General features: G+C 67.2%; 2 protein-coding genes. Both read left to right on the forward strand.

The features are described 5' to 3' along the window. The coding region (selD, locus tag R1101_RS0117420; RefSeq protein ID WP_016934645.1) for a selenide, water dikinase SelD at positions 1 to 822 on the forward strand (822 nt) is incomplete at its 5' end. Between the two features lie 110 nt (positions 823 to 932). After that, positions 933 to 4,125, forward strand: a 3,193-nt coding sequence (gene fdh, locus R1101_RS0117430; protein ID WP_232284779.1) for a formate dehydrogenase, incomplete at its 3' end; no start/stop codon positions are given.

Consider the following 4,125-nt stretch of genomic DNA (forward strand, 5'->3'; position numbering starts at 1 on the left):
GACGGGAGCGGACGGGCCGTCATCGTGACGGCCGACTTCTTCACCCCGGTCGTCGACGATGCCTACGACTGGGGCCGCATCGCCGCCACCAATGCCATGTCCGACGTCTACGCGATGGGCGGCACGCCGATCGTCGCGGTCAACCTCCTGGGCTGGCCGCGCGAACTCATCCCGTTCGAACTCGCAGCCGAGGTGATGCGGGGCGGCGCCGACGCGTGCGCCGAGGCGGGTGCTCATCTCGCGGGAGGGCACAGCATCGACGACCGCGAACCGAAGTACGGACTGGCGGTGACCGGGCTCGGCGATCCGGATCGCCTGTTGCGCAACGACGCTGCGACACCCGGCCTGCCGCTCACCCTCACCAAGCCACTCGGCCTCGGCATCCTCAACAACCGTCACAAGGCCACCGGCGAGCGGTTCGAGGAGGCGGTAGCGGTGATGACGACCCTCAACCGCGAGGCCGCGCAACTCGCCCACGCCGCAGGTGTCCGCGCCGCCACCGACATCACGGGTTTCGGTCTGCTCGGCCATCTGATGAAGATGATGCGGGCCAGTGGCACGACCGCCGTGCTCGATGCCGCGGCCGTGCCGTACGTCGCGGGAGCGCGCGAGTCGCTCGCGGAGGGATTCGTGCCCGGCGGGAGCCGTCGCAATCTCGATTGGGTCCGTGACGAGGTCGACTCCGAGGTGGACGACGACGAACTGCTGTTGCTCGCCGATGCCCAGACCTCGGGCGGTCTCCTGGTCGTCGGGGAGCTCCCCGGCCATCCGGTCATCGGCGAGGTGGTCCCCGCGGGCGAGCACGCGATCCGGGTGCGCTGACCCCGACGACCGCCGGACATGCCGACACACCTGCACGGGATCCGGATTACCCGGCACGAAGCGCGGGTAGACGGTAGCTTCGGAAACGACAGCGCAGGAAAGGAGCACCGATGGCGGAGAAGGACACGTCCCTCCCCTGGCCCGTCCTGCGCCAGTTCCTCGGTAAAGACTTGCTCGGACGCGGCAGAGCCGCGCGTTCCCGTCGTACCGACGAGATCGAACCGCGCACCTCCACCGCCGATCGTGTCGCGCGCAGCGTGTGTCCCTACTGCGCTGTCGGATGCGGACAGAAGATCTTCGTCAAGGACGAACGGATCGTCCAGATCGAAGGCGACTCCGACAGCCCCGTGAACCGCGGGCGCCTGTGTCCCAAGGGTTCGGCGAGCAAGAATCTCGTCACCAGCGAGTTGCGCGAGACCAAGATCCGTTATCGCCGGCCCTACGGCACCGAATGGGAAGATCTCGACCTCGACACGGCCATGGAGATGGTCGTCGATCGTGTGCTGAAGACCCGTCGCGAGACGTGGCAGGAGTTCGACGACAAGGGCCGCCGTGTCCGGCGCACGATGGGCATCGCCAGTCTCGGCGGTGCGACGCTGGACAACGAGGAGAACTACCTCATCAAGAAGCTGTTCACAGCGATGGGGGCGGTCCAGATCGAGAACCAGGCCCGTATATGACACTCCGCCACCGTCCCCGGTCTGGGGACCAGCTTCGGGCGCGGCGGCGCCACCGGCTATACAGCCGACCTGGCCAACGCTGACTGCATCATCATCCAGGGTTCCAACATGGCCGAAGCCCACCCGGTGGGCTTCCAGTGGGTCGTGGAGGCCCAGAAACGTGGTGCCCGCGTCATCCACATCGACCCGCGCTTCACCCGTACGAGCGCGGTGGCGGACAAGCACGTGCCGATCCGGGTCGGCAGCGACATCGCCTTCCTCGGAGGCATCGTCAACTACGTCCTGAGCAACGAGCTGGACTTCCGCGAGTACGTGGTCAACTACACGAACGCCGCGGTGCTCGTCAGCGACAAGTTCGAGGACACCGACGACCTCGATGGGCTCTTCTCGGGCTTCGACCCCGAGAAGCGGACCTACGATCCGACGAGCTGGCAGTACGACGTGGAGGACGAATCCGGCGACCTGCACGCGTCGCAGGCCGACAACGCCGAGGAACACGCCGAGCATCGGGACACGGCCGCGGGCCTGCAGAACGAGTCGCACGGCATGCAGACGGCGAGCCACCCGAGGCGTGACGAGACCCTGCAGCACCCGCGGTGCGTCTACCAGGTGCTCAAGCGGCACTTCGCCCGCTACACCCCCGAGGTGGTCGAGCAGGTGTGCGGCGTCTCGCAGGAGGACTTCCTCGACGTCTGCCGCGCATGGACCGAGAACTCCGGCCGGGAGCGGACGACGGCGCTCGTCTACAGCGTGGGCTGGACCCAGCACAGTGTCGGTGTGCAGTACATCCGCACCGGCGCGATCCTGCAGTTGTTGCTCGGCAACATGGGCCGCCCCGGCGGAGGCATCATGGCGCTGCGTGGTCACGCCAGCATCCAGGGCTCGACCGACATCCCGACGCTGTTCAACCTGTTGCCCGGCTACCTGCCGATGCCCGATGCGAACAAGCACCACACGTTCACCGAGTGGGTCGACAGCGTCCGCAACCCGGGCAGCAAGGGCTTCTGGTCGAAGGCCGACGCCTACGCCGTGAACCTGCTCAAGGCCTACTGGGGCGACGCGGCGACCGCCGACAACGACTACTGCTTCGACCACATGCCGAAGATCACCGGCGACCACGGCACCTACCGTTCGGTGCTCGACATGATCGACGGAAAGGTCAAGGGCTACTTCCTTCTCGGTCAGAACCCGGCCGTCGGCTCCGCTCACGGGCGCGCCCAGCGGCTCGGGATGGCGAACCTCGACTGGCTCGTGGTGCGCGATCTGTTCGAGATCGAGAGCGCGAGCTTCTGGAAGGACTCCCCGGAGGTCGAGACCGGCGAGATCGTGACCGAGGAGTGCGCCACCGAGGTGTTCCTGTTCCCGGCGGCCTCCTACGCCGAGAAGGAAGGAACCTTCACCCAGACCCAGCGGATGCTGCAGTGGCGGGAGAAGGCCGTCGAGCCGCCGGAGGACTGCCGCTCGGAACTGTGGTTCTTCTACCACCTCGGCCGCATGATGCGGGAGCGTCTGGCCGCGTCCACCGACGAGCGCGACCGTCCGCTGCTCGACCTGGCATGGGACTATCCCGTACACGGTGAGCACGACGAGCCGAGTGCCGAAGCGGTGCTCATGGAGATCAACGGCTACGACGTCGCGACCCGGCGGCCGCTGTCGTCGTTCACCGAGATGAAGAACGACGGCTCCACGCTCGGAGGCTGCTGGATCTACACCGGGGTCTATGCCGACGGCGTCAATCAGGCCAACCGTCGCAAGTCCCGTCACGAGCAGTCGTTCGTGGCTCCCGAGTGGGGCTGGGCGTGGCCGATGAACCGCCGCATCCTCTACAACCGGGCATCCGCCGACCCCGAGGGCAGGCCGTGGAGCGAACGCAAGGCCTACGTGTGGTGGGACGAGGACGCACAGCAGTGGACCGGCGCGGACGTGCCGGACTTCGAGAAGACGAAGCCGCCGAGCTACCGCTCCCCCGACGGCGCCGACGGTGTCGAGGCGATCGAAGGGATCGATCCGTTCATCATGCAGGGCGACGGCAAGGGTGCCCTCTACGCCCCCCAGGGACTCGTCGACGGTCCGATGCCGACGCACTACGAACCGGTGGAGTCGCCGTTCCGCAATCCGCTCTACGCGCAGCAGGCCAACCCGACGCGCATGGAGTACCGGCGTGACGACAATCCGATGAACCCCTCACCGCCGGAAGAACACAGCGACGTGTTCCCCTTCGTGTTCACGACGAGTCGTCTCACCGAGCACCACACCGCCGGCGGGATGAGCCGCTATCTCGAACATCTCGCCGAACTGCAACCGGAGATGTTCGTGGAGGTCTCCCCCGCCCTGGCGGCCGAGCGCGGACTCGAGCACATGGGCTGGTGCCACGTGATCACCGCCCGCTCGGCGGTCGAGGGCCGGGTACTGGTGACCGAGCGATTGCGTCCGCTGAAGATCGAAGGCCGCACCGTGCACCAGATCTGGATGCCCTACCACTGGGGTGGCGGCGGCATGGTGACCGGCGACTCGACCAACGATCTGATCGGGATCACGCTGGACCCCAACGTGCTCATCCAGGAGAGCAAGGTCGGCACGTGCGACGTGCGGGCCGGACGCCGGCCGAGCGGACCGGTGCTGC

It is taken from the genome of Rhodococcus sp. R1101 (assembly GCF_000278445.1).
GTDB classification, from domain to species: domain Bacteria; phylum Actinomycetota; class Actinomycetes; order Mycobacteriales; family Mycobacteriaceae; genus Rhodococcus; species Rhodococcus gordoniae.